Here is a 23,669-nt window from a genome sequence, read left to right on the forward strand (position 1 = left end):
AAGAGGAGAAATGAAGGGTCAACGGGCCTTGCCTGTGCGGCGCGAGAGCAGCCGCTGCAGCAGACAGAAAGCGAACAGCAGTACGCCGACGACGATGCGCGTCCACCAGGAACTGAGCGTGCCGTCGAAGGAAATCAGGGTCTGGATGATTCCGAGCATGAGCACGCCAAACAGCGTGCCCGCCACATAGCCCACGCCGCCGGTGAGCAGCGTGCCGCCAATGACCACGGCGGCAATCGCGTCCAGCTCCATGCCCACGGCATGCAGGCCATAGCCCGACAGCATGTAAAACGTGAACACCACGCCCGCCAGCGCCGAGCAGAAGCCCGACAGCGTGTACACGCCGATCAGCGTACGGCGCACCGGCAAACCCATGAGCACGGCCGAGTGCTCGCTACCGCCCACTGCATACACAGTGCGGCCAAACGGCGTGCAGTGCGCGACAAACAGGGCCACCAGCAGCACGGCGATGGCGATGAGCGCGCCCAGCGAGAGCGATGCGCCTTCCCACAGCGGCAAGCGCCACTGGGCCAGCTCGGAGTAGCCCTCGTGCGTGATACTGATCGAGTCAATGCTGATCAGGTAGCACAGCCCCCGCGCCAGGAACATGCCCGCCAGCGTGACGATGAAGGGCTGCAGCCGAAAGCGCTCGATGAGGAAACCCATGAACGCGCCAAACGCCGTGCCCATTAGCAGCACCAGCGGGATGGCGGCTAGAGGGTTCCAGCCCCGGTGTTCCACCAGCGCAGCCAGCACCATGGTGGTCAGTGCCACCACCGAGCCCACCGAGAGGTCGATGCCGCCCGACAGGATGACGAAGGTCATGCCTACCGCCACGATGATGAGGAAGGCGTTATCGATCAGCAGGTTGAGGAACACCTGGGCCGAGAAGAACCCGGTGTACAGCACCGAGCCCAGCGTGGCCATGGCCACGAACAGCGAAATGGTGGCGGCCAGCGGCAGGTACTTGGGGTTGAATCGCGCGCGCGCATTGGCGGCCGGTGGGGCAGGGTGGCTCACGCTGCTGAAGCCTGCAGTCTTGGGCACGGCGCTCATTGCAAGGCTCCCGCGCCAGGACGGCGTGCCAGCGCGCCGACTTGCGCTCGAAACTCGGGCGACTGCAGCAGCATCACGATGAACACCACCACGGCCTTCACTACCAGGTTGATCTCGGGCGGCACGCCCAGCGAGTAGATGGCGTAGGTCAGCGTCTGGATGATGAGCGCACCAATCACGCTGCCAACCAGGCTGAAGCGCCCGCCCGTGAGTGCGGTGCCACCCAGCGTGACGGCCAGGATGGCGTCCAGCTCCAGCAGCTGCCCGGCGTTGTTGCCGTCGGCGCTCTTCACGTTGGAGCTGATCAGCAGCCCCGCAATGCCCGCGCACACGCCACAGAACACATAGGCCGCCACGATAAGCCGCCCCGCCTGCACACCCGCCACGCGCGCTGCCGTGGGGTTGATGCCCACCGCCTGGATGAACAGGCCCAGCGCCGTGCGCGTGATGGCCAGGTACAGCACGGCAAAGACCACGGCCACCACAAACAGCGAGAACGGCAGCCCCGCCAGGTACCCGCCGCCCATGAAGAAGTAGGGCGTGTAGTAGATGGTGATGATCTGCCCGTCGGTGATGAGCTGGGCAATGCCCCGGCCTGCCACCATGAGGATCAGCGTGGCAATGATGGGCTGCATGCCCACCTTGGCCACCAGCACACCATTCCACAGTCCGCACAGCAGTGCGATGCCGATGGCGCCCAGGATGGCGACCGGGAGCGGGAACCGGCTTTCGGTGCCCGACACCGAGCCGCCGATGAGCCACGCGGCCACAGCAGCAGCTATCGCGACCACGGCGCCCACCGAGATGTCGATGCCGCGCGTGGCAATCACCAGCGTCATGCCCAGCGATACCAGCACCAGCGGTGCAGCGCGGTTCAGGATATCGATGAGGCTGCCGTACAGGTGGCCGTCGCGCCATTCGATGTGCAGGAAGCTGCTGTTGAAAACGGTGTTCACGATGAGCAGCAGCGCCAGCGTGATCAGCGGCCAGGCCAGGCGGTGGCGCAGCAGCGCCACCAAAAGGGAAGGTGAGCGTTCAGACATGTTCGGCAGCAATCAGGTCGTAGACGGCGTCCTCGCTGCTGCCTGCGGGCAGCTCGCCCACCTTGTGGCGGTCGCGGAGCACCACGATGCGGTGCGCTACGCGCACCACCTCGCTCATTTCGGAAGAGATGAACAGCACGGCCATGCCCGCCTGCGCCAGGCGCAGGATCTGGTCCATGATTTCCTGCTTGGCGGCCACGTCGATGCCGCGCGTGGGTTCGTCCAGGATGAGCAGGCGCGGTTCGATGGCCATCCAGCGCGCAAGGATGGCCTTCTGCTGGTTGCCGCCCGACAGCAGGCCGATGGGCTTGTCCACCGTCTCGGTCTTGATGCCCAGCAACTTCACATAGCGCTCGGCCAGCGCCGTCTGCTCGGCGCGTGAGAGGAACTTGCCCACCCCCATGCGCGCCTGCAGCGCCAGCGCAATGTTCTCGCGCACCGACAGCTCGGCCACGATGCCGTCGGTCTTGCGCTCTTCGGGGCACAGGGCCAGGCCATGGCGGATGGCGTCCATGGGGTTGGCAAATTTCACCACCTGCCCGTCGATGCGCAGCGCGCCCCGGTCGGGCTGCTCCAGGCCAAACAACAGGCGGGCCAGCTCGGTGCGGCCCGAGCCCAGCAGCCCAGCCAGGCCCACCACCTCACCTGCACGGATCTGTAGGTGCAGCGGCTGCAGTTGCGTGTCCTGCCCCAGGCCCTCTGCGTGCAGCAAGGTGGCCTGGCGACTGTCCACGGCGGGTGCGGGTGCAGGTTGCTCCGACGCAGCAGCCAGGTCGCGACCCAGCATGGCGGCGATCAGGGCCTGCGGCCCCAGGTCCTTGGCCAGCCACTCACCCACCCAGCTGCCATTGCGCAGCACAGTGATGCGGTCGGAGACGGCATACACCTGGTTCAAAAAGTGCGTCACAAAGACGATGGACAGCCCCTCGCTGCGCAAGCGGCGCAGCACCTCGAAGAGCTTTTTCACCTCGTCGTCGTCCAGGCTGGAGGTGGGTTCGTCCAGGATCAGCACACGCGATTCGATGCTGAGTGCGCGCGCAATCGCCACCAGCTGCTGCACGGCCACGGGGTAGTCCGACAGCAGGCGCGTCACGTCGATCTGCAGGCCGATGCGCGCCACCAGCTCGCGCGCGCGCTGGTGCAGCGTGGCCCAATCGATGCGAAAACCTTGCGCAACACCACAGCGCGGGTAGCGGCCCGCAAAGATGTTCTCGGCCACCGAGAGGTTGGGGCAGAGGTTGACCTCTTGGTACACGGTGCTGATGCCCAGTCGCTGCGCGGCCAGCGGCGAATCGGGCCACACGGCTTCTCCGCCCAACCGCATCTGGCCGCCGCTGGCCTCCAGCACGCCCGTCAGCACCTTGATCAGCGTGGACTTGCCCGCACCGTTTTGCCCCATCAGCGCGTGGATCTCGCCAGGGTAAAGGTTGAGCTGTACATCGCGCAGCACAGGGATGCCCGCAAACTGCTTGTGGATGCCCGAGAGCTGCAGCACCGGGGCAGCAGCAGAGGCGTGGGCGGTGGACGCGTCCATGGCGGCCGTCATGCCTTGTTCTTGTTGTAGACATCGACCAGCACGGCGGCCAGCAGCACCACGCCCTTGATGACCTGCTGGTAGTCGATGCCGATGCCCAGGATGGACATGCCGTTGTTCATCACGCCCATCACAAAGGCGCCAATGACCGCACCCATCACCTTGCCCACCCCGCCTGAGGCCGATGCGCCGCCGATGAAGCAGGCTGCTATCACGTCCAGCTCAAAACCCAAGCCTGCCTTGGGCGTGGCGGTATTGAGCCGCGCCGCAAACACCAGCCCGGCCAGGGCGGCCAGGACGCCCATGTTGATGAAGGCGTAGAGCGTGAGCCGTTCCGTCTTGATGCCCGAGAGCTTGGCCGCCTTCTCATTGCCACCCATGGCATAGATGCGGCGGCCGATGGTGGTGCGGCTGGTGACGAAGTCGAACAGCACGATCAGCAGCGCCATCACGATGAGCACATTGGGCAGGCCCTTGTACGAAGCCAGCAGGTAGCTGAAGTACACCAGCAGGCCACCAAACACCACGGTACGTGCGACGAACAGGCCCGCAGGCTCTGTCTGCACGCCGTGGCGCAAGCGGTTGGCGCGCTGGCGCAGGCCGCCCACGGCCAAGGCGGCAGCCACGGCGGCGCCCAGCAGCAGCGAGGTCAGGCGCAGCCCCTCCACGCTGAACAGGTCGGGGATGAAGCCCGAGCTGAGCATCTGGAAGGCTGAGGGGAACGGCCCCACCGACTGCCCCGCCAGCAGCGCCAGCGCCAGGCCTTTGAACACCAGCATGCCTGCCAGCGTGACGATGAACGAGGGGATGCGCGAGAAGGCCACAAAGCTGCCTTGAATGGCGCCGATGAGCCCGCCGCACAGCAGGCACACCAGCGTGGCAGGCACAAAGTGCCAGTTGTATTCGACCATCAGCACCGCTGCCAGTGCGCCGATGAAGCCACACACCGAGCCCACCGACAGGTCAATGTGCCCGGCCACGATGACCAACAGCATGCCCAGCGCCATGATGACGATGTAGCTGTTCTGCAGCACCAGGTTGGTCAGGTTCAAGGGCTGCATCAGCGTGCCCTCGGTCATGTACTGGAAGAAGCCCATGATGGCCACTAGCGTGATCAACATGCCGTATTCGCGCAGGTTGTGCTGCAGGTGGTGGAGCAGCGACTTGTCGTGCCGCACTGCGGCTGTCGGATTTCCGTCGGCCAACGTGCTGGCAGGGGGATGGGTGGTCTGGCTCATATCAACTGGCTTTCACAATCGCTCGCATGATTCGTTCTTGGGATGCTTCGGCAGTGGGCATCTCGGCCACAAAGCGGCCTTCGTTCATCACATAGATGCGGTCCGTGATGCCCAGCAGCTCGGGCATTTCGGAGGAGATCACGATCACACACTTGCCCTCGGCCGCCAGCTGGGCAATCAGCGTGTAGATCTCGTACTTGGCACCCACATCGATGCCGCGTGTGGGCTCGTCGAGGATGAGCACCTCGGGGCTGGTGAACAGCCATTTGCTCAGCACCACTTTTTGCTGGTTGCCGCCCGACAGGTTCAGCGTCTTCTGGTCCACGCCCGAGCAGCGGATGCGCAGCTTTTCGCGGTAGTCCTGCGCCACGCGGTGTTCCTGGCCGTTGTCGATCACGCTGGCGAACGACACGCCTGGCAGGTTGGCCAGCGAGGTGTTGAACTGGATGTCTTCGTTCAGCACCAGGCCGTTGCCCTTGCGGTCTTCAGTCACGTAGGCCAGGCCGTGACTCACGGCTTTCTCTACCGTGCTCACATCGATCGGCTGGCCGTGCAGCCGCACCTCGCCGCTGATGCGCTGGCCCCACGAGCGGCCAAAGATGCTCATGGCCAGCTCGGTGCGGCCTGCGCCCATCAGGCCTGCGATGCCCACGATCTCGCCGCGTCGCACGTTCAGGTCGATGCCCTTGAGGTGCTCGCGGTCGCTGCGCTGCGGGTGGTGGGCGCGCCAGTTGCGAACCTCAAAAACAATGTCGCCCACTTGCGGCTGGCGCTGGGGGTAGCGGTCGCTCATCTCGCGGCCCACCATGGCCTGGATCACGCGGTCTTCGCTCACCGGGCCTTCGCGGCAGTCCAGCATCTGCACGGTGCTGCCGTCGCGCAGCACCGTGATGGCATCGGCCACGCGCGAGATTTCGTTGAGCTTGTGCGAGATCAGGATGCAGGTGATGCCCTGGGCCTTCAGCTCCAGCAGCAGGTCCAGCAGGGCCTGGCTGTCGTTTTCGTTGAGGCTGGCGGTGGGCTCGTCCAGGATCAGCAGGCGCACCTTGCGCGACAAAGCCTTGGCAATCTCCACCAGCTGCTGCTTGCCCACGCCCAGTTGGCCCACGGGCGTGTCGGGCGATTCGCGAAGGCCCACCTTGTGCAGCAGCGCCTGGGCGCGGCTGTGGGCGGCCATCCAGTCGATGACGCCGTGGCGCGCGGTTTCGTTGCCCAGGAAGATGTTCTCGGCAATCGACAGGAGGGGCACCAGCGCCAGCTCCTGGTGAATGATGATGATGCCCAGGTGCTCGCTGTCGCGGATGCCCGCAAACTCGCGCTCTTGCCCGTCGAACAGGATCTGGCCGCTGTAGCTGCCGTGCGGGTACACACCCGACAGCACCTTCATCAGCGTGGATTTGCCCGCCCCGTTTTCGCCGACGATGGCATGGATCTCCCCGGCCTGCACCTGCAGGTTGACCTGGTTCAGCGCCACCACGCCGGGGAAGGTTTTGCGGATGTTCCGCATTTCAAGAAGCATGGTCTCTCAGTCTGTTGGCGGGGCCTCTGGCCTCGTCCCGGTTGCAGGCCGCCTGCGCTGCCCCAATGGCAATCGCAGGCGGCGGCTTTAGATGCAGAAGCCGCTCGTGCTCACTTGATTTGCGATTCCTTGTAGTACCCACTGCCTACCAACACCGTGTTCCAGTTGGAGGAATCCACCGCCACTGGCTTGAGCAGGTACGAAGGCACCACCTTCACGCCGTTGTTGTAGGTCTTGGCGTCGTTGATTTCAGGCTGCTTGCCCGTCAGCACGGCGTCCACCATGTTGGCGGCTACCTTTGCCAGCTCGCGGGTGTCCTTGAACACCGTGGAGGACTGCTCACCCTTGAGGATGGACTTGATGGAAGGCACCTCAGCGTCCTGGCCGCTGACCACGGGGCAGGGCTGCTGCGCAGTGCAGTAGCCCACACCCTTCAGGGACGACAGGATGCCGATGGAGATGCCGTCATAGGGCGACAGCACGGCATGCACCTTGTCCTTGCCATAGTAGGCAGACAGCAGGTTGTCCATGCGCGCCTGGGCCACCGAACCGTCCCAGCGCAGCGTGCCCACCTTGTTCATGCCGGTCTGCTTGCTGCGCACCACCAGCTTGCCGCTGTCGATGTACGGTTGCAGCACGCTCATGGCACCGTCGTAGAAGAAGAAGGCGTTGTTGTCGTCCGGCGAGCCGCCGAACAGTTCGATGTTGAACGGGCCCTTGCCTTGCTTGAGGCCCAGCTTGTCCACGATGGAGGTGGCCTGCAGCACACCCACTTGGAAGTTGTCGAACGTGGCGTAGTAGTCCACGTTCTTCGAGCCCTTGATGAGGCGGTCGTACGCAATGACCTTCACGCCCTTGTCGGCCGCGTTTTGCAGCGCCTTGGACAGCGTGGTGCCGTCAATCGACGCGATCACCAGCACCTTGGCGCCCTTGGTGATCATGTTCTCGATCTGCGCGAGCTGATTGGGGATGTCGTCATCGGCGTACTGCAGGTCGGTCTTGTAGCCGCGCTCCTTGAGCACCTTGACCATGTTGTCGCCATCGGCAATCCAGCGCGCCGAGGACTTGGTGGGCATCGAGATGCCGATGGCGCCCTTGTCCTGGGCCGATGCCACAGACGTGGCACCGATGGCAGCCAGTGCCACGGTGGCCAACACGGCCTTGAAAATTGCACGCTTCATTTGAGTCTGTCTCCTGGGGTTGTTTTGATTTGATTGCCGCTTGGATGCGCCACGGCCTAGCGAAACTGTCGCTGCCCAATGCCAGTGCCACCGCCCAAGGGCCGCCCCGCCGGGCCGGTGGCGTCCCCCTTCCCGCATCGCGCAGCGATGCGGGAAGGGGGAAGGCGCGCAGCGCCTCAGGGGGTTAGTACTTGCGGTTAGGCATTTCCTTGGCCGCCACTTCCATCGGGAAGATGCCTTCCTCGGTCACGATGCGCTTGGGCACCGCTTTACCAGCCTTGATGTCTTTGACTGCGGCCATGAGTTGCGGGCCCAGCAGGGGGCTGCACTCCACGCTCACGTTGAGCTTGCCGGCGATCATGGCTTCGAAAGCGCCCTTCACCGCGTCGATAGAGATGATCACGATGTCCTTGGCGGGCTTCATGCCGGCCTCTTCGATGGCCTGGATGGCGCCAATCGCCATGTCGTCGTTGTGTGCGTACAGCACGTTGATCTTCTTGCCCTCGGCCTTCAGGAAGGCTTCCATCACTTCCTTGCCCTTGGCGCGGGTGAAGTCGCCGGTCTGGCTGCGGATGATCTTGAACTTGGGGTCGGCCTTGATGATTTCCTCAAAGCCCTTCTTGCGGTCGATGGCGGGGGCGGAGCCTACGGTGCCCTGCAGCTCGACGATGTTGACCTCACCCTTCTGGTCCTTCATCTTTTCCACCAGCCAGCGGCCGGCCTTGCGACCTTCTTCCACAAAGTCCGAGCCCATGAAGGTCACGTAGAGCGACGTGTCCTTGGTGTTCACGGCGCGGTCGGTCAGCACCACGGGGATCTTGGCGGCCTTGGCCTCGCGCAGCACGGGCTCCCAGCCGGACTCCACCACGGGCGAGAACGCAATCACGTCCACCTTCTGCGCGATGAACGAGCGGATGGCCTTGATCTGGTTCTCTTGCTTTTGCTGTGCGTCCGAGAATTTCAGCTCGATGCCGGCCTCTTTGGCGGCGGACTTGATGGACTCGGTATTGGCGGTGCGCCATTCGCTCTCGGCCCCCACCTGGCTGAAGCCCAGCACCAGGGGCTTTTGCGCCCAGGCTGCGCCGGGCAGCAAGGCGGCCACGGGCACGCTGGCCAAGGCGGCAGCAACGGTGCGGCGGTTCATTTTCATCATCTTGTCTCCTGTCTGTAATGGTTGGTTGACGACGGTTGCGGGATGGAAAGAAGGAAAAAAAGAAGAAGGCTCAGGCCAGCATGTAGCCCGTCTTGACCGTGGTGTAGAACTCGGCCGCGTAGCGCCCTTGCTCACGGGCGCCGTAGCTCGACTCCTTGCGGCCACCAAACGGCACATGGAAGTCCACACCCGCCGTGGGCAGGTTCACCATGGTCATGCCCACGGCGGCGTGGCGCTTGAAGTGCATGGCGCGCTTGAGCGACGTGGTGCAGATGCCCGCGCACAGACCAAACGGCGTGTCGTTGGCCAGGGCCAGTGCGTGGTCGTAATCGTCGGCCCGCAGCACGCAGGCCACGGGGCCAAAGATTTCCTCGCGCGCCACGCGGTGCTCGGGCCGGGCCAGGAAGAGGGCGGGGCTCATGTAATGGCCTGGGGTGGGGCGCTCCAGGCGCTCGCCACCCCAGACATGCTCCGCTCCCTCATTGCGCGCAATGTCGATATAGCTCAGGTTCTGGGCCAGCTGGTTGTCATCCACCACCGGGCCCATCTCGGTGCCACGCTCCAGCGCGTGGCCCACCTTCAGGCTGGCCAGCCGGTTGCGCAGGCGCGCCACAAAGGCGTCGTGCACTTCGGCCTCGACGATGAGGCGGCTTGATGCCGTGCAGCGCTGGCCCGTCGAGAAATACGAGCCCTGCAGCGCGCAGTCCACCGCCTGGTCCAGGTCGGCGTCGGCCAGCACGATGAGCGGGTTCTTGCCGCCCATCTCCAGCTGCACCTTGGCGCGGCGCTGGCTGGCGGCGCGCAGGATGCGGTCGCCCGTGGCCACCGACCCGGTAAAGCTCAGCGCGTTGACCAGCGGGTGATCCACCAGCGTCTGCCCCACCTCGCGGCCGCTGCCCATGATGAGGTTGAACGCACCGGCGGGCAGGCCGCTGCGGCTGATGATTTCGGCCAGCGCCCAGCCACAGGCGGGCACCAGCTCGGCGGGCTTGAACACCACGGTGTTGCCGTAGGCCAGGGCCGGGGCGATCTTCCAGGCCGGGATGGCGAACGGGAAGTTCCACGGCGCGATGATGCCCACCACGCCCACGGGCTCGCGGGTCACATCCACCTGCACGCCCTGGCGCACAGAGGCCAGCAGCTCGCCCTGAATGCGCAGCGCCTCGCCCGCAAAGAACTTGAAGATCTGCCCGCTGCGCGCCACCTCAGCCACGCCCTCGGGCAGGGTCTTGCCTTCTTCACGGGCCAGCAGCGCGCCCAGCTCGTCCTTGCGGGCCAGCAGCTCGCTGCCAATCATGTCCAGCACGTCGGCGCGGCGTTGGGGCGTGCTCTGGCTCCAGGTGGGCAGGGCATCGGCCGCGGCGCGCACGGCCAGCTCGGTCTGGTTGCGGTCGGCGCGGGCGTATTCGGCCACCACCTCGCGGGTGTCCGACGGGTTGGTACTGATGCCGGTAGTGGTGCCGATTTCCCACCGGCCATTGATCAGGTGCCGGGGGCTGAGCTGGAGGTCGCCGAGCTTCATGGAGAGAGGCCTTTGTTGCAGTTGCGGCGAAGTCTATGGAAGGTTTTGATATCAATCCAATCGTTTTTTAGACAAAATACATATCGTTCTTTGCATTCTGGAAAACCCCTCCCTTTTCTCGCCCTCCCTTCCTTTCGTCCATCCATCCATGAGCACCTACAACCACTGGTTCATCCGCGCCCGCCTCAAGACGCGCCAACTGCTGCTGCTGGTGGCCCTGGCCGAGGAGGGCAACATCCACCGCGCCGCCCAGGTGCTCAGCATGACCCAGCCCGCCGCGTCCAAGCTGCTCAAGGACCTGGAGGACGTGCTGGAGGTGTCGCTGTTCGACCGCCTGCCACGCGGCATGCGCCCCACCTGGTATGGCGAAACGATGATTCGCCACGCGCGCATGGCGCTGGCCAACCTGAACCAGGCGCACGACGAGATCGGCGCGCTCAAGCGCGGGCATTACGGCCAGGTGGGCATTGGCGCCATCACCTCACCCGGCCTGAGCCTGCTGCCCGCCGCCGTGGCGCAGGTCAAGCAGGAGCACCCCAGCCTGCGCATTTCGCTCGACATCGAAACCAGCCCGGTGCTGCTGGAGCGGCTGGAGCAGGGCAAGCTCGACATCGTGGTGGGCCGCCTGTACGAGGAGCACGACAAGGAGAACCTGCGTTATGAGTCGCTGACGGAGGAACTGGTCTGCGCCATGACGCGCCCGGGCCACCCGCTGTCGAGCATGAGCGGGTTGACGCTGCGCGACGTGGTGTCGGCCAGCTGGATCGTGCCGCCTGCGGGCAGCGTGCTGCGGCACCGGTTTGACCTGATGTTCCAGCAGGACGGGCTGGCGCCGCCGCTGCACACGGTGGAGACATCGGCCCTGTTGTTCATCACCCGCATGCTGCAGCAGAGCGACATGATTGCGGTGGTGGCGGAGGATGTGGCGCGCTATTACGCGGCGCATGGGATCGTGACGGTGTTGCCGCTGGCGATGCCGTGCCATATGGATGCGTTCGGGATCATCACGCGGTCGGACCGGCTGTTGTCGCCGGCGGCGAAGGTGATGATGAAGGCGTTGAAGCAGACGAGTCTGGTGCAGTATGGGCGGCGGTTGGAGGTGGCGGATTGATAGTTTTGGGTGTTATTGGCTGGATGTGCTAGTGGGATATGCGTTGGTAGCTATTGATTTTGTAGTGTTTTTTCGTGCGCTGATTGGGTGGCGTGCCTTTGTTGAGGGCGGAGGCCGGGAGTCGCCCGGCATGCGAGTAACTTTCTTTTGCTTCGCCAAAAGAAAGTCACCAAAGAAAAGGCGACCCCCAGTCTGCGACCCCCCCTTCGCGGTGCGAAGGGGCAAACCTGCGGCGGTGCGGTTGCGGGGTGCGCCGTGGAACTCGCTTTGCGCTGGCGCGCGCCGCTCGGACAGCCACGGCGAGTCAGTTCACGAAGCATGGGCGCTTCGACGCCCATGCTCACCCCACAACCGCCCCGCCGCAGGCGCAGCCAGCAGGGGGGGGGCCAAACATCCAACAGCCGAACAGCCACACGGGCCATCGCTGCGCTCGGCCGCGCCTGCGTAGCGCGAGGCGCTTGCGCCGGCGAGACGGGGCCGAGCGCAGCAATGGCCCGTGTGGATGTCCGCTCCCCGGGTTCCCTTCTGTATGCGCCTGGGGCGCGCAGGGCGCGGGGTGGCGTGGGCGTCGGAGCGCCCATGCTTTGTGAGCTGACTCGCCGCAGTTGTTTGAACGGAGCGCGTCAGCGCGCAGTGAGTTCTGCGGCGCACCCCGTGACCGAGCACCCCAGGTTGCCCCGTAGCGCAGCGAAGGGGTCGCAGACAGTAGGGTCGCCCTTTCTTTGGTGACTTTCTTTCGGCGAAGCGAAAGAAAGTTACTCGCATGCCGGGCGACTCCCGGCCTCCGCCCTGAAACCAAGCACGCAGCCCAAACCAGAGAACGAGTTTCCCCAGCTTAGACAGGCTCAGCCCGAACGGGCGGGAGCCATCAGGACTACAAAAACAATAGCTACCAGCGGTTAATGGATAAGCGCCAGAACCCAAAAAGACCTCAAAAAATCAAACCCACCCCGCATCCACCTTGAACTCCTGTGCCGTACACATCGCCGCATCATCCGACGCCAAAAACAACACCATCCGCGCAATGTCATGCGGCCGCAGCTTGTCCGGCAGGCACTGGTTGCGCGCCAGCTCCTTCTCGCCCTCGGCGTCCAGCCACAGCTTGATCTGCCGCTCCGTCATCACCCAGCCGGGCGACACCGTGTTGATGCGGATGCGGTCCTGTCCCAGCGTCTTGGCCAGCCCGCGCGTGAGGCCGTTCACCGACGACTTGGCAATGGCATAGCAGGGGTAGCCCGTGCCCTTGCCCTGCCAGCCGGTGGAGCCCAGGTTGATCACCGAGCCCGCGCCCAGCCTGCGCATGCCGGGCACCACGGCCTGGATGGCGAAAAAGGCGGGGCGTTCATTGATGGCCATGCGCTCGTCGTAGTACTCGGGCGTCACGGATTCGAGCGTGTGCCGGTCATCGCTGGCCACGTTGTTCACCAGCACTGCAAAGTCGCTGCCCAGCTCGGCCGCCGCTTCGGCCACGCAGGCCTGCAGGGCGTTCACATCGCGCACATCGCACACACGCCACCAGGGGCGGGGCAGGCCTGCGTCGGCAATGTGCTGGGCCAGGGCTTCGCTCGCGTTGCGCGCTACGTCCACAAACGCCACGCGGGCACCTTGCTCGGCAAACGCCGCCACGATGGCCGCGCCAATGCCGCTGCCGCCGCCGGTCACGAACACGGCTCGGCCTTGCAGGCTGGGGAATTTCGCCAGGCCCTGGGGGGCGCCCGTGGCGTCGGTCGAGGAAGAGGAGGGGGTAAAAAGCTGTGTCATATTAATATTGCAATCAATCAATGGCAAAAAAATTCATTTCAAGCATCAATTGGCGTTGATAAGATGCCGCTCGTCAAGTGCCTGGCGGCAGGCCGATGCAAAAAAACGACCGGAGACAACCAACGTGCGCCCTTCGCTGGATACCCCCATCCCACCGTCCAGCGGCGTGTCCGCCTCTGCGCCAACAACCACCGGCGCCGTGCGCTGCGTGGTCGCATTGGGCAACGCGCTGGGCGAGGGCGTGCTGTGGTCGGTGCGCGAGCAGGCCGTGTACTGGGTGGACATCCTGCAGCGCGAGCTGCACCGCTGGAGCCCGGCCACGGGCGCCCACCAGCGCTGGACGTTTGACGAAGAAATCTCCGCCATCGCCGAGCGCGCCAACGCCCCGGGCTTCATCGTCGCCCTGCGCCGAGGCTTTGCGCTGTTCGACCCCGCTGCCGACATCGCCCCACGCTACCTGCACCAGCCCGAGCCAGAGCGCACCGGCAACCGATTCAACGACGGCAAGTGCGACGCCCAGGGGCGTTTTTGGGCCGGCAGCATGGACTTTGCGTGCGAGGCCCCCACGGGCGCGCTGTACACCTACACCGCCAGCGGCCACTGCGTGCGGCACGACGATGGTTTTGCCGTGACCAACGGACCCACTTGGGCCCCCACCGCGCAGGGCCCGGCCATGTTTTTCAACGACACGGTGCTGGGCACCACCTACCGCTACCGCTGCGACCCGGCCACCGGCACCGTGAGCGACAAGACGCTGTGGAAGCGCTGGCCCGCTGTGGACGGCGTGCCAGACGGCATGACCACCGACGCGCAAGGCCGCCTGTGGATTGCGCACTGGGGCGGTGGCTGCGTCACCTGCCACGACGCCGATACGGCCGATGAGCTGGCCCGCATCACGCTACCCGTGAGCCAGGTCACCAACTGCGCCTTTGGCGGTGCAGACCTGCGCACGCTGTACATCACCTCGGCCCGCACCGGCCTCACGCCCGAGCAGATCGCGGCCGAGCCGCTGGCGGGTGCACTGTTTGCCGTGGACGTCAGCGCGCCCGGCCTTCCCGCACACCAGTTCGGCGGCTGACGCCGACCCCACGCGCAGCGGTGGGGCCGTGGCTCCGCCTCTTCTTTTCTCCATCTCGCAGAAAGCACACCGCCCATGACCGAGGCCTCTTCATCCCACCCCATCGTCTGGCTGCACCACGCGGGGCAGCACCTGGGCCTGGTGCCCACGCTCGGCGGCAGCGTGGCGGCCTGGCAGATCGACAACCCGCAAGTGGCGGGCGCGCGCATCGACCTGTGGCGCCCGTGGGACGGCGCCACGCCCGACCTGTACCAGCTCGCGTCGTTTGCCATGGTGCCCTGGTCCAACCGCATCAGCGGCGGCGGGTTTGAGCATGCGGGGCAGTTCCACCCCATGCGGCCCAACCGCGTGGGCGAGCCGTACCCCATCCATGGCGATGGCTGGCTGCAGCCCTGGCTGCTGACCCAGCCCGCGCCCGACACGCTGCAGATGCAGCTGCGCTCCGAGCGCTTTGACGGCAACCCCTACGAGTACGAATGCGTGCAGACCTTCCGGCTGGTGGAGGGCGGCCTGGACCAGTCGGTGCAGGTGCGCCACCTGGGCGCACAGCCGCTGCCCTATGGCCTGGGCCTGCACCCCTGGTTTCCGCGCACCCCCGGCACGCGCATCACAGCGCCTGTGCAGGGCGTGTGGCTGTGTGGCGACGACCCTTTGCCCACGGAGCACACGCAGCACTTCCCGCCCGGTTGGGACCTGAACAGCGGTGCGCCTGCCAACGGCTGCCTGATCGACAACGCCTACACCGGCTGGGGCGGCACGGCGCACATCGACTGGCCCGAGCGCGGCCTGCGCCTCACGGCCCACATGCCCGATTTTGAAAAAGACGGCGGCGCGGCCCAGCACTACTGCCTGGTCTACCGCCCGCCGCAGGGCCCGGCGTTCTGCTTTGAGCCCATCACACAGCCCATCGACGCCTTTCACCAACCGGGCCAGCCCGGCCTGCGCACGCTGGCGCAGGGCGAGACGATGGTGATGAATGTGCAGTGGCGCTACCAGCCGCTGACTGATTGAGGGTGGGCCTTAAACCAGGTTCTTACAGCAGCGCCGCGTGGCACGCCACGCACAGCTTGTTGCCATCAGGGTCCCGAAAATACGCGCCGTAGTAATGGGCGTGGTACTCGGGCCGCAAGCCCGGGCGGCCCTCGCACACGGCGCCCAGGCTCAGCGCCAGGGCGTGTGCAGCATCCACCTGGTCGCGCGTGGCGGCCGCAAAGGCCACCATGGTGCCGTTTCCGGGTTGCGGCACCTCGCCATTAAAGGGGCGGGCAATCACAAACAGCGGGCGGGGGCCGGGGTTGGATTCCCAACCTGCCCAGGGCCGGCTGGGCTCGCAAAAACGCTCCTTCACGCCCAGCACGCTCAGCACGGGCCGGTAAAACGCCAGCGCGCGCTCAAAGTCTGAAATGCCCACAAACACGTGCGACAGCATGATGGGGTGATCCTTCCGTTGGTCTGAATGCTGGGGCCTATGCGGCCGACCCTATGTGCCCCGGTGCCCGGCCCTTGCGGGCCTTGCTGCTGCCCAGCGCATTGAGCTCTACCGCCGCGCGGATGAGCGCGCGGAACGCATCGGCAGGCAGCGTGTCGCCCTCGTGGATATCAATGGCACGGCGTGCGTTGCCGTCCAGGCTGGCATTGAACAGGCGCGCCGGGTCGGGCAGGGCGGCGCCTTTGAGAAACGTGAGTTTCACGGCTGCTTTGTAGCTCTCGCCCGTGCACAAGATCCCGCCCAGCGACCACACCGGCGTGCCACGCCACTTCCACTCTTCCACCACACCGGGCGCCGCTTCGTGGATCAGCTGGCGCACCTGCGCCAGCACCTGCCCGCGCCAGTCGCCCAGGTCGGCAATGCGCTGGTCGATCAGTGCCGATGCGGCGGGCCCGGTGGTTGCCGCGTCTGGCGCGGCGGTGTTGGGCGCACGGCCCATGGCAGCGGGTGGGGATTTTTTGGCAGCAGCCACGGGGTGGTCCTTGGTGGAGTGGGTGCAAAAGGCGAGGGGTGCGGCCCCGCCATTGTTGCCACTCTGCGCACCTTGGCAACCCCGGTACAACGGGTTGTTACCTTCTGGCTCGCCTCTGTTCATTCAGGCAAGCGCGTCGATGGCTGCAGGACCTGCCCTCCCATGCGCGGCGTTGCTCCGCGCGTCCGCCCGATTCGCTTCAGCCGTGCGCCACGACCTATCCCGCCACCCGCGCCATCACTTCGCGCGCCTGCTCCGCAGTCACTGCCGGGCCGCCTGCCTGCGCCGTCCAGGCCACAAACTGGTCGGGCCGCACCAGCACCAGCGGTGCGCCATAGCGTGCGGGCTCGGTGCCTTTGCCCCCGTCGCCACAGTCCACCAGCCGTAGCGGCAGGCCCAGGCCCGCAGCCGCCTCGCGAAAGGCTTGCACCGAGGGCGCATGCGCGCCGTCGCCACCCACCACCAGCAGCGAAAAGCCTGCGCCCAGCTCCTCAAACACGTTGCGCCCGCTGGGCAGCGTGGCGGGCGCCAGGTGGTGGCCTGGCCGCGCTGTGAACTGGTGCGAGCCCTTGGCACTGGTGATGCGGCCCTCGCTGCCACACACCATGGCCGAGCCCTCGTAGTGCGGCTCAAACGCATGCACTTCGCCCACGACCCCTAGGGCGCGCGCTTGCCACGCGGCTTCAAACGCGGCCTGTTCGCGCGCCGGGTCGTAGGCGTCCAAGAATTCCTTGTCGGTCTCGATGGATCGCGCGATGAAGTCGTTGATGGTGGACGCAAACACCGGGCGCCGCTCGGCGTCGTACGAGTCCAGCAGCCGCTCGCCGCCCCAGCCCTGCAGCACGGCGGCCAGCTTCCAGCCCAGGTTGCGCGCGTCTTCCAGGCCCGAGTTCACGCCGTAGCCACCGTAGGGCGGGTGGCTGTGCGCGGCATCACCCGCGATGAATACGCGGCCCTTGCGGTAGCTGTCGGCCAGCATGAAGCGCAGGTCCCAAAAGCCGATGTGCTCAAACTCCACCTCAAACTCCGCGCCCACCGCCTCGTGCAGGTAGGCCGCAAAGTCAAAGTTGTCCTTGGTGGTGCCCGGCGGCACTGGTGCATGAAAGAACCAGGTGCTGCCCAGGTCCACCCGGCCCAGAAACTTCCAGTAGCCCTTCAGCTCGGGCTGCAGCACGTTGTAGTAAGACTTGCCGGGATAGCGCTCCAGCAGCTGGTGCAGGCCTTGCGACTTGAACACCAGCAGCACCATCATGCGGTCGTGGTCGGTGCGGGTGTGGGTGATGCCCGCCTGCTCGCGCACCACCGACCGTGCCCCGTCCGAACCCACCACATAGGCGCCGCGCAGCACGCGCTGGGCCTTGCTGTCGCCACGCTGCTGGATGGTGACGGAAACGCCCGCATCGTCCTGCGCCAAGGTGCTGGTCTCCCAGCTGTAGAGGGTCTGCACCGACGGCAGCTGCGCCACGCGCTGGCGCAGCACGGCCTCGGTGGCGTACTGAGGCAGCCGCTCGTTGGCGGTGAAGTAGTAGGGTTTGACGAGATCGCGCTGCAGCCAGTCGTAGCTGTAGGGCCCCAGCAGCGTGCCGTGTGCGGTCAGCCCGCCAATGCCGTATTCGACCGGGATGGTGCGCGCCGCGCGCAGCTGCTTTTCAGCACCCCAGAAGTGAAAGTGCTCCATGGTGCGCTGCGTGAGGTTCTGCCCCTTGGGGATGGGCTGGGGCTGCACATAGCGCTCCACCACGATCACGCTCACGCCGCGCTGGCCCAGCTCAATGGCCAGGCCCATGCCGACCGGGCCGCCGCCCACGATGATCACTTCGGCGTCTTGCTGTGGCGCCACGGTTGCTTGCTGGTTCATGTTGTTGGTGTTGTTCGGTACGGGTCGGTTTGGCATTGGCCACTATGCGGTGTTGTGCAGTGCTTCGCGCTACTGGCTACCGCTGGGTACGGGTGGTCGTGGTTACTCGGCGGTGATGCCCTGGGCCTTGATCAGGTCAGCCCAGCGCTTGGCGTCAGCCGTCACCAGCTTCTGGAAGGCGTCTGGCGAGCTGTGGGCAGGCGTCATGCCCTGGGTCTCGAACGACTTGGCCACGGCGGGCGATGCCAGCACGTCACGCAGCTCGGTGTTCAGCCGGTCCATCATGGCGCGGGGCGTGCCTGCGGGGGCAAACACGCCGTACCACATGTCCACGTTCAGGTCGCCCAGCTTCAGGGTGCCCAGCGACGGCACCTCGGGCAGCAGCGGGTGGGGCGTGTCCGAGCTGATGGCCAGCGCCTTCAGCTTGCCCGCCTTGACGTGCTGCAGGGCCACGTGGATGGGCAAAAACATCGCGTCGATCTGCCCGCCCAGCAGGTCCGTCACGGCGGGGGCGGTGCCCCGGTAGCTGATGTGGGTGAGCGAAATTTTGGCCCGGTTCTTCAGCAATTCCATCGCCAAGTGGTGCGGCGTGCCCGCACCGGGCGAGCCGTAGTTGAGCGAACCGGGCTTGGCCCGGGCGCGGTCCATCAGGTCCTTGAGCGATTCGATCTTGGACCCGGCCGACGCCACCAGCAGCAGCTGCCCCCAGCTCGTCTGGCTCACGGGCACCAGGTCCGTCAGCGGGTTAAAGCCCTGCTTGGGGTACAGCGCCATGTTCATCACCAGCGTGTTCACGCTGACCACCAGCGTGTTCACGCTGACCAGCAGCGTGGTGCCGTCGGGCGTGGCGCGTACCACCTCTTGCGTGCCGATGATGCCGGACGCACCCGCCTTGTTCTCCACAAAAAACGGGCGCTTGAGCCGGTCAGACAGCGGCTGTGCAATCTGCCGCGCAATCAGGTCAATGCCTGTGCCGGGCGTGAACGGCACCACCAGCCGCACAGGTGCGTCAGCACCCGTCTGCGCCCAGGCCCTGGGCGTGGCGGCTGCCGCCGTGGCGGCCAGCGCGCCCAGCAGCAGGCTGCGACGTTGGGGGGAGGGCGGGTGCGCGTTGGCACGCAATACAGGCTGATCGAACATGGGGCTTGTCTCTTTAGTCGTTGAAAGGGCGTTGCGGGTCGATTACAACGACACTCTTGACATTGATCAAACGGAAAATTCTGATGAATTCTTCATCAAAGCTGATGAATGTCAGCACCCGCCAGCTCCACGCTTTTCTGGAGGTCACGCGCCTGCAAAGCTTTGCCAAGGCGGCCGAGCAGGTGCACCTGTCGCCCTCGGGCATGAGCATGCTGGTCAAGGAGCTGGAGGACCAGGTGGGCGCCCGCCTGTTTGACCGCACCACACGGTCCATCACCCTCACCGACGCCGGGCGCCGCCTGCAGCCCGTGGCCGAGCGTGTGGTGGGCGAGCTGCGCGCCCTGGGCGCCGTGCTGGATGGCAACGAGGCCGCCGTGCGCTCGCGTCTGCTGGTGGCGGCCACGCCCATGATCTCGGCCAGCCTGCTGCCCGAGGTGATTCGCGGCTTTGCGCACAGCCACCCCGGCGTGCAGGTGCAGCTCAGCGACGTAGAGGTGGGCACCGTGCGCCAGCGCGTGCTCGACGGCGAGGCCGACATCGGCTTTGGCTTCTTCGTCAAACCCGCCGTGGGGCTGTCGCGCCAGCCCTTGTGCAAGTTCCGCCTCATGCGCATCAGCCCGCCCGACGCGGCGCACACCAGCGGCCAGCTGTCAGACAGCCAGCCCTGGAGCCGCCTCAAAGACGTGCCCCTGGTCAGCCTGCCGTCCGACAACCCCATCCAGGTGGTGATTGAAAAGCAGCTATCTCGCCTGGGCCTGGCCCACCAGGAGCGCCCCCGCATGAACCTCATCGGCACCCTCATCGGCATGGTGCGCGCAGGCCGTGGCAGCGCTATCGTGCCTTCGTTTGCGCTGGAAGAATGCCTGCGCCAGGGCCTGGGCGTCGCCATGCTGCGCGAGCCCGTGGTGCATCTGGACCTGTACCTCGCCTACCGCCGGGGCACGCAGCAAAAACCAGCGGCGATGGCGTTTGCAGAGGCGTTGCGAGAGGCGGCGGTGCGGTTGCCAGCGTAGTTGAGCGATCCTGAGGCATCCATTCAGCCTGATTTATCTATTCTTTTATCTATTCAATTTTCCATTCAATCGGCGTATCCTTAGGGCATGCCCTCCGCCGCCCAGACCTATGCCAACGCCATCCGCCCCCTGCTGCGCCCCGGCCCCGCCAAGGCGCAGGCGCTGGCCCAGGCGCTGCAGGTCAGCCAGCCCACCGTCTCTCGAGCCCTCAGCGCGCTGGGTGATGAGGTGGTGCCTTTTGGCGCCGCCAGATCTATTCAATACACCCTCCGCGATCCAGTCCGCGCCGATCTGGAGGCCACTGTGTACCGCGTCACCCCCCAGGGCGCGCTCGAAACCCTGGGCACCCTCGTCCCCGTGTGCCCGCAGGGCTTTGTGATGGTCGAGGCGGGCGGGGCCCGGCAACACAGCGACGGCCTCCCGTGGTGGATTTATGACATGCGCCCGCAGGGCTACCTGGGGCGCGCCTACTGCCAGCGGCACGGCCAGCGCCTGGGCTTGCCCGAGCGGCTGGGCGATTGGAGCGACACCCACGCGCTGCGCGCCATCCTGGACCAGGGCGACGACATGCCCGGCAACCTGCTCATCGGCCCCACCGCGCGCGACCAGTTCGTCAACGCGCCCGACCCCGTGCCCATTGCAGCCGCGCAAAAGCTGCACACCTACGCCCAGTTGGCCGACCTGTCCGCGCGCGGCGAAGTGGCGGGCTCGTCAGCCGCCGGAGAGCAGCCCAAGTTCACCGCCTACGCCGAGCAAGCCGATGGCACCGCCGCGCATGTCATGGTCAAGTTCACCGCCGAACTTGACACCCCCGTCAGCGCCCGCTGGCGCGACCTGCTGCTGGCCGAACACATCGCCCTGCAGGTGCTGCGCGACCACGGCGTGCCTGCCGCGCAATCAATGACCTGGATGCACGGCACCCAACGATTTCTGGAAGTGCAGCGGTTTGACCGCCTGGGCGCTCGCGGGCGCAGGGCGCTGCATTCCTTCGCGGCGCTCGATGCCGAGTTTGTCGGCAGCGGCGGCAACTGGCCGGTGATTGCCCGGGCGTTGTGGAAGTCCGGGGTCATCACCCCCCAAGCCTTTGACACGGCCTGCCTGCTGTGGGCGTTTGGCACCCTGATCGGCAACACCGACATGCACAGCGGCAATCTGTCGTGCTTGTCAGAGGGGCGAAGGCCTTACGAGCTGGCGCCTGCGTATGACATGACGCCCATGGCGTTTGCTCCCACGGCGGGGGGAGGTTTGTCGGATCGGGCGCTGGAACTCACGGTGGGGGAGCAGGTCAGTGCGGCGGCTTGGAAGGAGGCGCTTGCGATGGCGCAGGTGTTTGTTCGGCGGTTGGAGGACGAACAAGGGTTCAGCGCGGGTTTTGATGTGTGCAAGGCTGAGTTGGTGCGCCATGTGGCCGTGGCGGCCGAGCGTGTTGGGCGGCTTGTGGTTTAGGGTGGATGCCTGCAGGAAACGCGGCAAAAGGCCGTGGCTATGACGTTTGCGGATGCTGAATACGTCGGACATAGGACACGGCTTTTAAAACGGATTTAATGCCAAATATGCGAATGGTGCTTGCTCTTTAGGTGTTAATGGCTATGAAATTGAGAGCAAGATTGGCTATTAAATTAAATTAAATTAAATTAAATTAAATTAAATTAAATTAAATTAATTGCTTGGTGCCCAAAGGGGAAATTCAAAATACCGTTTGTGCATGCTGGCTCGCTGCAGTTGTTGGCTAAATATTTGCCAAGCTTCGCAGAATTTTATTAATAGATATTTAAATGCATGCCCCTTGTAAACCCATGTTGCAAGCCACTTTTCGTAGGAATGAATTTCCAGAATGTTTAATTTGGCTTGATTGGTTTTGCTGGTTTTTGAAGTAAATTGCATTTTGCATTGATGGAGTAGTTATGCCCGAAAAAAACATTGATCCAAAATTGATATCTTGGGGTGAAATCCAGGGGGAAAAATGGAAATCGCTTTTGCTGGGTAACGGTTTTAGCATGAACGTTTGGCCGGGATTCGGGTATGCAAGTCTTTTTGAGGTTGCGAAAGATGAAGTGATTGCAGAGCCGCTTGATCAAAACAGTGTAGCCCTATTTGATCGGCTTGGTTCAAGTAATTTTGAAGATGTGCTTCGAGTTCTTTTTCATGCACGAATAGTTGATGAGCAACTAAACTGCCCGCAAAGAAATCAGATTGACGCCCTGTATAGTTGTACGAAAAATGCACTTGCGGCTGCTGTGAATCACTCTCACGTTTCTCACGGGTTTAACGGCTTAGCTGCAATAAATAAGGCTCTCCGCGTCTATAGAAACGTATTTACAACCAACTATGATCTCATTCCGTATTGGGCGATCATGCAAGAAGATCTTTGGCGGTTCAAAGATCTCTTTTGGGGGGAGGACGGGACATTTGATCCAAGCAACACGTCCGTCAATGCGGATAGATGTGTTATTTCATACCTTCATGGGGCTATTCATCTGGTTGAACTTCCTGATGGAAGGACCAAAAAGCTAGCGGCGAACGGAATTGAAAGCCTTAAGGACCTGTTTAACCTAAACCATCCAGAGTACTTTCCTCTTTTCATATCGGAGGGCGCATCTGAGAGGAAGTTGTCCAGAATAAAGAGAAATGATTATTTGCGTTTCTCGTTTGAAAAATTCCAGTCTATAGATGAAGGATTGGTTGTAATTGGGCATTCTCTTCAAAAGGATTATGATCAGCATCTAGTGGATGCTTTGCATAATAGCGATTTAGCTTCAATTGCAATTGGTGTTTGGCCTCATCAAAATGAAGAGCAGATATTGCTTTTCAAAGCCCGAATTGTCGCTGAGCTTGTTGGGAAAAATATCTATTTCTTTGACTCCACAACACATCCACTAGGAAATCCGGAGTTGAAGCATCATGTATAAAAATTCCGTCGAGATGGACGATTTGTAAGCTGTGCTTGTGAATATCCTCCCCCGCCGCTTTGGGGCCACTGCGGCCTCCCATGTCAAATGCTAAAGCTCATATGCAAATGCGCTTGTCCGACACGACGTTCCGCATGTACCGCAAGGGTGACGGTCGGGTGTCGTTCAGACTTCATAGCCGTCTGATGGTTTTGTCAAAGGGCGTTGGCTTCAGGCTGTCGGCGTATCTCAGCCACTTTGAGGGTCGACTCACACTCGATTCGGGTCTTGTCGTACCGATGGACTATTTGGGATTCACAGACGATTGCATGTATCGCATGGATACGATGGTCCATGAATTCTGGGCGTCTGGCGAAGCTGAACTCGATGAAATGCGGGAAACCTTAGGTCTCTTTCGGTTGCAGTACGCCATCTTCCACCATCCATCGATGGGCCCGCCAGACGCTATCGAATTGGTGGTACCTGTTGTCCCCCGGGGCCCTCACGCCTCTTACCGTAGGCCGAGGTCTGGTGCGTCTATCAGCACGGACCCCTAAGAACGTCCTCAGGGAGCGCCGGAAGTGCCGTGGGGCGCCGGTTACATTGAATATTG

General features: G+C 64.1%; 19 protein-coding genes. 6 read left to right on the forward strand and 13 right to left on the reverse strand.

The annotated features are described in order from the left end of the window. Positions 1-18: 18 nt before the first annotated feature. From yjfF to ASD94_RS10295, 8 genes are all read right to left on the reverse strand, one after another. Entirely contained in the window at positions 19-1,056 is a 1,038-nt protein-coding gene (yjfF, locus tag ASD94_RS10260; protein ID WP_056642322.1) for a galactofuranose ABC transporter, permease protein YjfF, read from the reverse strand. Further along, the gene (locus ASD94_RS10265) at positions 1,053-2,099 is read right to left on the reverse strand and encodes an ABC transporter permease (RefSeq protein ID WP_056642324.1); all 1,047 of its coding nucleotides are present in this window, start codon (positions 2,097-2,099) and stop codon (positions 1,053-1,055) included. The genes yjfF and ASD94_RS10265 overlap by 4 nt, the downstream gene beginning before the upstream one ends. Then, positions 2,092-3,645, reverse strand: a complete 1,554-nt coding sequence (locus ASD94_RS10270; protein ID WP_235510618.1) for a sugar ABC transporter ATP-binding protein — start codon at positions 3,643-3,645, stop codon at positions 2,092-2,094. The genes ASD94_RS10265 and ASD94_RS10270 overlap by 8 nt, the downstream gene beginning before the upstream one ends. Next, the gene (mmsB, locus tag ASD94_RS10275; RefSeq protein ID WP_056642327.1) at positions 3,642-4,871 is read right to left on the reverse strand and encodes a multiple monosaccharide ABC transporter permease; all 1,230 of its coding nucleotides are present in this window, start codon (positions 4,869-4,871) and stop codon (positions 3,642-3,644) included. Before mmsB ends, ASD94_RS10270 begins: the two co-directional genes overlap by 4 nt. Before the next feature lies 1 nt (position 4,872). Beyond that, positions 4,873-6,390, reverse strand: coding sequence for a multiple monosaccharide ABC transporter ATP-binding protein (mmsA, locus tag ASD94_RS10280; protein WP_056642330.1), 1,518 nt, complete (start codon positions 6,388-6,390; stop codon positions 4,873-4,875). A gap of 110 nt (positions 6,391-6,500) precedes the next feature. Beyond that, positions 6,501-7,571 (reverse strand): multiple monosaccharide ABC transporter substrate-binding protein, encoded by a 1,071-nt coding sequence (gene chvE, locus ASD94_RS10285; RefSeq protein ID WP_056642333.1) that lies wholly within the window; start codon positions 7,569-7,571, stop codon positions 6,501-6,503. Positions 7,572-7,755: 184 nt separating this feature from the next. Continuing rightward, a complete protein-coding gene (locus ASD94_RS10290; protein ID WP_056642400.1) occupies positions 7,756-8,721 on the reverse strand; it encodes an ABC transporter substrate-binding protein in 966 nt (321 codons plus the stop codon). Positions 8,722-8,794: 73 nt separating this feature from the next. Continuing rightward, positions 8,795-10,246, reverse strand: a complete 1,452-nt coding sequence (locus tag ASD94_RS10295) for an aldehyde dehydrogenase family protein (RefSeq protein WP_056642337.1) — start codon at positions 10,244-10,246, stop codon at positions 8,795-8,797. 148 nt (positions 10,247-10,394) lie between these two features. On the opposite strand from ASD94_RS10295, the gene ASD94_RS10300 reads away from it, so the two are divergent. Then, positions 10,395-11,357, forward strand: a complete 963-nt coding sequence (locus ASD94_RS10300; RefSeq protein WP_056642340.1) for a LysR substrate-binding domain-containing protein — start codon at positions 10,395-10,397, stop codon at positions 11,355-11,357. A gap of 939 nt (positions 11,358-12,296) precedes the next feature. Here ASD94_RS10300 and ASD94_RS10305 read toward each other — a convergent pair. Continuing rightward, positions 12,297-13,118, reverse strand: a complete 822-nt coding sequence (locus ASD94_RS10305) for an SDR family NAD(P)-dependent oxidoreductase (RefSeq protein WP_055401789.1) — start codon at positions 13,116-13,118, stop codon at positions 12,297-12,299. Positions 13,119-13,242: 124 nt separating this feature from the next. On the opposite strand from ASD94_RS10305, the gene ASD94_RS10310 reads away from it, so the two are divergent. Both ASD94_RS10310 and ASD94_RS10315 read left to right on the forward strand, forming a co-directional pair. Beyond that, the gene (locus tag ASD94_RS10310; RefSeq protein WP_056642343.1) at positions 13,243-14,196 is read left to right on the forward strand and encodes an SMP-30/gluconolactonase/LRE family protein; all 954 of its coding nucleotides are present in this window, start codon (positions 13,243-13,245) and stop codon (positions 14,194-14,196) included. 75 nt (positions 14,197-14,271) lie between these two features. Next, the gene (locus ASD94_RS10315; protein ID WP_056642345.1) at positions 14,272-15,207 is read left to right on the forward strand and encodes an aldose 1-epimerase; all 936 of its coding nucleotides are present in this window, start codon (positions 14,272-14,274) and stop codon (positions 15,205-15,207) included. Positions 15,208-15,229: 22 nt separating this feature from the next. On the opposite strand, the gene ASD94_RS10320 is transcribed toward ASD94_RS10315, so the two are convergent. From ASD94_RS10320 to ASD94_RS10335, 4 genes are all read right to left on the reverse strand, one after another. Further along, entirely contained in the window at positions 15,230-15,625 is a 396-nt protein-coding gene (locus ASD94_RS10320; RefSeq protein WP_056642348.1) for a VOC family protein, read from the reverse strand. A 37-nt stretch (positions 15,626-15,662) separates the two neighbouring features. Further along, the gene (locus tag ASD94_RS10325) at positions 15,663-16,124 is read right to left on the reverse strand and encodes a DUF1801 domain-containing protein (protein WP_056642403.1); all 462 of its coding nucleotides are present in this window, start codon (positions 16,122-16,124) and stop codon (positions 15,663-15,665) included. A 250-nt stretch (positions 16,125-16,374) separates the two neighbouring features. Next, the gene (locus ASD94_RS10330) at positions 16,375-18,015 is read right to left on the reverse strand and encodes an FAD-dependent monooxygenase (RefSeq protein ID WP_056642351.1); all 1,641 of its coding nucleotides are present in this window, start codon (positions 18,013-18,015) and stop codon (positions 16,375-16,377) included. A 102-nt stretch (positions 18,016-18,117) separates the two neighbouring features. After that, on the reverse strand, positions 18,118-19,155 hold the full coding sequence (locus ASD94_RS10335) for a tripartite tricarboxylate transporter substrate binding protein (RefSeq protein WP_056642354.1): 1,038 nt from the start codon (positions 19,153-19,155) through the stop codon (positions 18,118-18,120). Between the two features lie 83 nt (positions 19,156-19,238). On the opposite strand from ASD94_RS10335, the gene ASD94_RS10340 reads away from it, so the two are divergent. The 3 genes from ASD94_RS10340 to ASD94_RS23160 all read left to right on the forward strand — a co-directional run bounded on the left by ASD94_RS10340 (position 19,239) and on the right by ASD94_RS23160 (position 23,077). Then, entirely contained in the window at positions 19,239-20,168 is a 930-nt protein-coding gene (locus ASD94_RS10340) for a LysR family transcriptional regulator (protein WP_233247200.1), read from the forward strand. 87 nt (positions 20,169-20,255) lie between these two features. Further along, complete coding sequence (gene yjjJ / locus ASD94_RS10345; protein ID WP_056642360.1) at positions 20,256-21,614, forward strand: type II toxin-antitoxin system HipA family toxin YjjJ; 1,359 nt, start codon at positions 20,256-20,258, stop codon at positions 21,612-21,614. 458 nt (positions 21,615-22,072) lie between these two features. Then, complete coding sequence (locus ASD94_RS23160; protein WP_082576831.1) at positions 22,073-23,077, forward strand: DUF4917 family protein; 1,005 nt, start codon at positions 22,073-22,075, stop codon at positions 23,075-23,077. Positions 23,078-23,669: the final 592 nt, after the last annotated feature.

The sequence above is a fragment of the Acidovorax sp. Root70 genome, from assembly GCF_001428225.1.
Lineage (GTDB): Bacteria > Pseudomonadota > Gammaproteobacteria > Burkholderiales > Burkholderiaceae_C > Acidovorax.

Coding starts and splice junctions, on each gene's coding strand:
- ASD94_RS10295 (WP_056642337.1), bottom strand. CDS start 10,246: ATGAAGCTCGGCGACCTCCAGCTCAGCCCCCGGCACCTGATCAATGGC.
- ASD94_RS10270 (WP_235510618.1), bottom strand. CDS start 3,645: ATGACGGCCGCCATGGACGCGTCCACCGCCCACGCCTCTGCTGCTGCC.
- ASD94_RS10290 (WP_056642400.1), bottom strand. CDS start 8,721: ATGAAAATGAACCGCCGCACCGTTGCTGCCGCCTTGGCCAGCGTGCCC.
- ASD94_RS10335 (WP_056642354.1), bottom strand. CDS start 19,155: ATGTTCGATCAGCCTGTATTGCGTGCCAACGCGCACCCGCCCTCCCCC.
- ASD94_RS23160 (WP_082576831.1), top strand. CDS start 22,073: ATGCCCGAAAAAAACATTGATCCAAAATTGATATCTTGGGGTGAAATC.
- ASD94_RS10315 (WP_056642345.1), top strand. CDS start 14,272: ATGACCGAGGCCTCTTCATCCCACCCCATCGTCTGGCTGCACCACGCG.
- ASD94_RS10325 (WP_056642403.1), bottom strand. CDS start 16,124: ATGGGCCGTGCGCCCAACACCGCCGCGCCAGACGCGGCAACCACCGGG.
- mmsB (WP_056642327.1), bottom strand. CDS start 4,871: ATGAGCCAGACCACCCATCCCCCTGCCAGCACGTTGGCCGACGGAAAT.
- ASD94_RS10300 (WP_056642340.1), top strand. CDS start 10,395: ATGAGCACCTACAACCACTGGTTCATCCGCGCCCGCCTCAAGACGCGC.
- mmsA (WP_056642330.1), bottom strand. CDS start 6,390: ATGCTTCTTGAAATGCGGAACATCCGCAAAACCTTCCCCGGCGTGGTG.
- chvE (WP_056642333.1), bottom strand. CDS start 7,571: ATGAAGCGTGCAATTTTCAAGGCCGTGTTGGCCACCGTGGCACTGGCT.
- ASD94_RS10265 (WP_056642324.1), bottom strand. CDS start 2,099: ATGTCTGAACGCTCACCTTCCCTTTTGGTGGCGCTGCTGCGCCACCGC.
- ASD94_RS10340 (WP_233247200.1), top strand. CDS start 19,239: ATGAATTCTTCATCAAAGCTGATGAATGTCAGCACCCGCCAGCTCCAC.
- ASD94_RS10330 (WP_056642351.1), bottom strand. CDS start 18,015: ATGAACCAGCAAGCAACCGTGGCGCCACAGCAAGACGCCGAAGTGATC.
- ASD94_RS10305 (WP_055401789.1), bottom strand. CDS start 13,118: ATGACACAGCTTTTTACCCCCTCCTCTTCCTCGACCGACGCCACGGGC.
- yjfF (WP_056642322.1), bottom strand. CDS start 1,056: ATGAGCGCCGTGCCCAAGACTGCAGGCTTCAGCAGCGTGAGCCACCCT.
- yjjJ (WP_056642360.1), top strand. CDS start 20,256: ATGCCCTCCGCCGCCCAGACCTATGCCAACGCCATCCGCCCCCTGCTG.
- ASD94_RS10320 (WP_056642348.1), bottom strand. CDS start 15,625: ATGCTGTCGCACGTGTTTGTGGGCATTTCAGACTTTGAGCGCGCGCTG.